At 55.4% G+C, this 2,782-nt stretch carries 2 protein-coding genes and 2 pseudogenes; all 4 read right to left on the reverse strand.

Translation table 11 applies throughout. From position 1 onward, the window contains the following. Positions 1-109: 109 nt before the first annotated feature. Positions 110-973: pseudogene (locus B5F27_RS16035) on the reverse strand (conjugal transfer protein TraE); the annotation flags it as partial. Between the two features lie 31 nt (positions 974-1,004). After that, positions 1,005-1,397, reverse strand: coding sequence for a PrgI family protein (locus tag B5F27_RS16040; RefSeq protein ID WP_087229282.1), 393 nt, complete (start codon positions 1,395-1,397; stop codon positions 1,005-1,007). 30 nt (positions 1,398-1,427) lie between these two features. After that, positions 1,428-2,294 (reverse strand): CD0415/CD1112 family protein, encoded by an 867-nt coding sequence (locus tag B5F27_RS16045; RefSeq protein ID WP_087369045.1) that lies wholly within the window; start codon positions 2,292-2,294, stop codon positions 1,428-1,430. Between the two features lie 264 nt (positions 2,295-2,558). Further along, a pseudogene (locus B5F27_RS17515) lies at positions 2,559-2,651 on the reverse strand (Maff2 family protein); the annotation flags it as partial. Positions 2,652-2,782 lie beyond the last annotated feature (131 nt).

The raw sequence follows: 2,782 nt of genomic DNA on the forward strand, positions 1-2,782 counted from the left end.
GCTCTGTTCCCGTTTCAGCTTTCGCCTTTCGGTTAGGCAGGTTGTTTCCCGCGTTATCTTACGGGGTAGTCCCTTACGCTACACTACACAATGCCCTATCTGGGCGCACCTCCTCGATCTTGTTGCGGTCCAGCTCGGTGATGGTTCGCTTAACCGTTTTAATGGCCTTGTTTTGGTCCACGGAGCGCACATGCATGGTGACAATCTGGCTGGTTTCCATCCCGAGAAAGTCTTTCAGCAGCTGGTCACTGAGGTCGGAAGCGGTGATAGCGAGAAAGCTCATAGCACCGTGCATCCCGCCGATCTGGCAGGTACGGGTGTTGAACGCAAAGGCGCTGGGGGCGATGAAGTCTTTTGCAGACAGCCCCGACTTGGGCAGGTCCTTCCAGTCGAATCTGAATTTGGATTCACCGCCCATGTGGAACAGATCGTGCATCAGCCGCAGCCGCTCCCAGCCGTTCAGGACACGGGCTGCCGCGCCCAGACGCCGGAAATTGTTGAGGATGTCGTTCTGCAGATGGTCCAGGCGGGGCTTTGCCTGCCGCATGGATGCCGCCTCAATGCCAAAGGTGATGAACTTGGTCTTGGTCAGGCCGTTGTTGCCCTGGGCCAGCTGCTTTTTCAGCATCTGGCTGTACTCAGCCCGGATGTCATCGAAGCCGTCCTGTCGGGGCGGGATGCGGATGCTGTGCTCAAAACTCTCTGCATCGGCGGCCATGTTCACAAAGGAGAACTCAAAGTGTACCGAGCTGTCAAAGAAGTTGAGAAATGCACACCATTCCTCGAAAATGGCGGTCTTGTCCTCCTGCAGAGACAGCTGGTAATTGATATCCTGAAACTGGATGGTGCGGGTGTAGTAGCTGTCCCGCACCCGGCAGGTGCCGTCGGCAAACATCCGTTCAAAGGGAATGGTCTGCTGGGCGGTACGGGGAATCCCGTCATCCTTCCTGGCCGTTTTCACAATGCGGTCGATCTTCTTCTTCTCCGCCTTGGTGAGCAGAGGCTTATCCGCGGGCTTTTCTTTCTGCCGCTTTTTGAACAATGCGGTTCACCTCCTCCTGGGCGTCTGCCTGCCGCATCAGAGCGGCATAGTAGTTGTTGATCCGGTAAGGCCGGACTTTGGGCCGGACAAACCGGGCCTGATAAAACTGCCGGGCCACCACTTCGGGGGGCTGGCCGTTCCGTTCGTACAGCCCCAGGAAAAAGAACGGGAGCATAACCACAATCATGGCCAGGGCTGCCAGGCTGAGATTGCCGGCGGCCCGGACAAAAAAGTAGACCGGCACACCAATCAGTGCGCCGGTCCCGAAGCAGATAAGCTGCCGTTTGGTCAGGCCGAACAGAACTTTGGATTTAACCCGCGTCAGGTCCCGCGGGACAGAAATATAGGCTGCCATGAATACCTCCTTTTATAATAGGGTGTTGAATCAGTGGGCGTTCAGGATACTGCGGGCAATGGTGCTGGTTTTAAGCAGCGTGAAGCAGAGCAGGACGGTGTAGCCGATGACACCCCAGATAGAGCCGATGGGATCGGATGCAAAGGACACTCCCTGGATGAGCACCGCATAGATGCCCACGCAAATCATAATCAGGAACCCCTGCAGACCAAGGGCCAGCAGGCTGCGCAGATAGTTCTGCCCGATCTGTCCCTGCTCTTTGCTCCCGAAGGTAGAAAACGGGATGGGGGCCAGGCTGACGGCAAGGTAAATTTCCACCATGCGGCCATACACAATGACAAATATGGCGATGGAAAGAATCTGCATCGTGAACCCGATGATGAAAGACTGCAGGTAAAGTCCCAGCAGTTCGCCCAGCTCCAGTGACATGAGGGAAGTTTGCAGGCTGGCCAACGTGGTATCATCCACCGCTGTGCTGCCGGCGATGATGCCGCCGGATTCTGACACCACCGTCTGCGCCAGGTCAAAGACTGCCATCGTGATGTCGAAGGTGTTGGAGATCAGGGTGACGGCCACAAAGGTCTTGAATACCCAGCGGAAAAAGGTCCAGGTCTCAAAGCTGGCCAGATTGTTGTGGTCGATCACCATCTGGATCAGCTCATAGCAGGCCACAATGGTCAGGAAGATGCCCGCAATCGGCAGGATCACCGATTCGGACACCTCCTGGACCATTTCAAAGACCCGCGGTGAGAACTCGGCAGGGGTCAAACTGACCTGTTCGCTGATTTCTCCGACCTGTTTGTTGACACTGTCAAACATCCCGGACAGGTTGCCCATAACCCCGCCGACCAGTATCTCCTTAAGCCACTCTGTGATTTTCTGGAGTACCTTGTCCACGGGTCAGCCTCCTTAGCCCAGCAGCGGGAAACGGGACAGCAGGGTCATGAGAGATGCCAGGAACTGAAAGAGAGCGGTTCCAACAGAAAAGATTTCCATGTGATTTTCCTCCTGAAATAAATGATGGATGATTTGTTTTCTCCTTTTCCAATACGCCGCGGGCCAGTTCATAAAGCCCTGTTCTGTGGGCGGCAGTTCCCGCTTGTAGCGCTGGGAAAAGAGATGGATTACAGGATTTACTGCTGGCTTATGGGGCCGGCTTTCTCAGCCAAACAGGCCGCTCAGCAGGGGAACCAGGGTAGTGCCGATCAGGGCGACACCGCCGCCGGCCATCAGCTGCTTCATGCCCTGGCTCTTTATTGATGTGCGATAAAGAAGCAATAGAAGTGTAAAAAATTTTGCCGTTCCTATCCGGCACTTGGCCATTGTGTCGGATAGGTCGGGCGTTAGGCTTCGGGCAAGTCAATCTTGCCGACAAAGCTGTAATA

Source organism: Faecalibacterium sp. An192, from assembly GCF_002160175.1.
Taxonomy (GTDB): Bacteria; Bacillota; Clostridia; order Oscillospirales; family Ruminococcaceae; genus Faecalibacterium.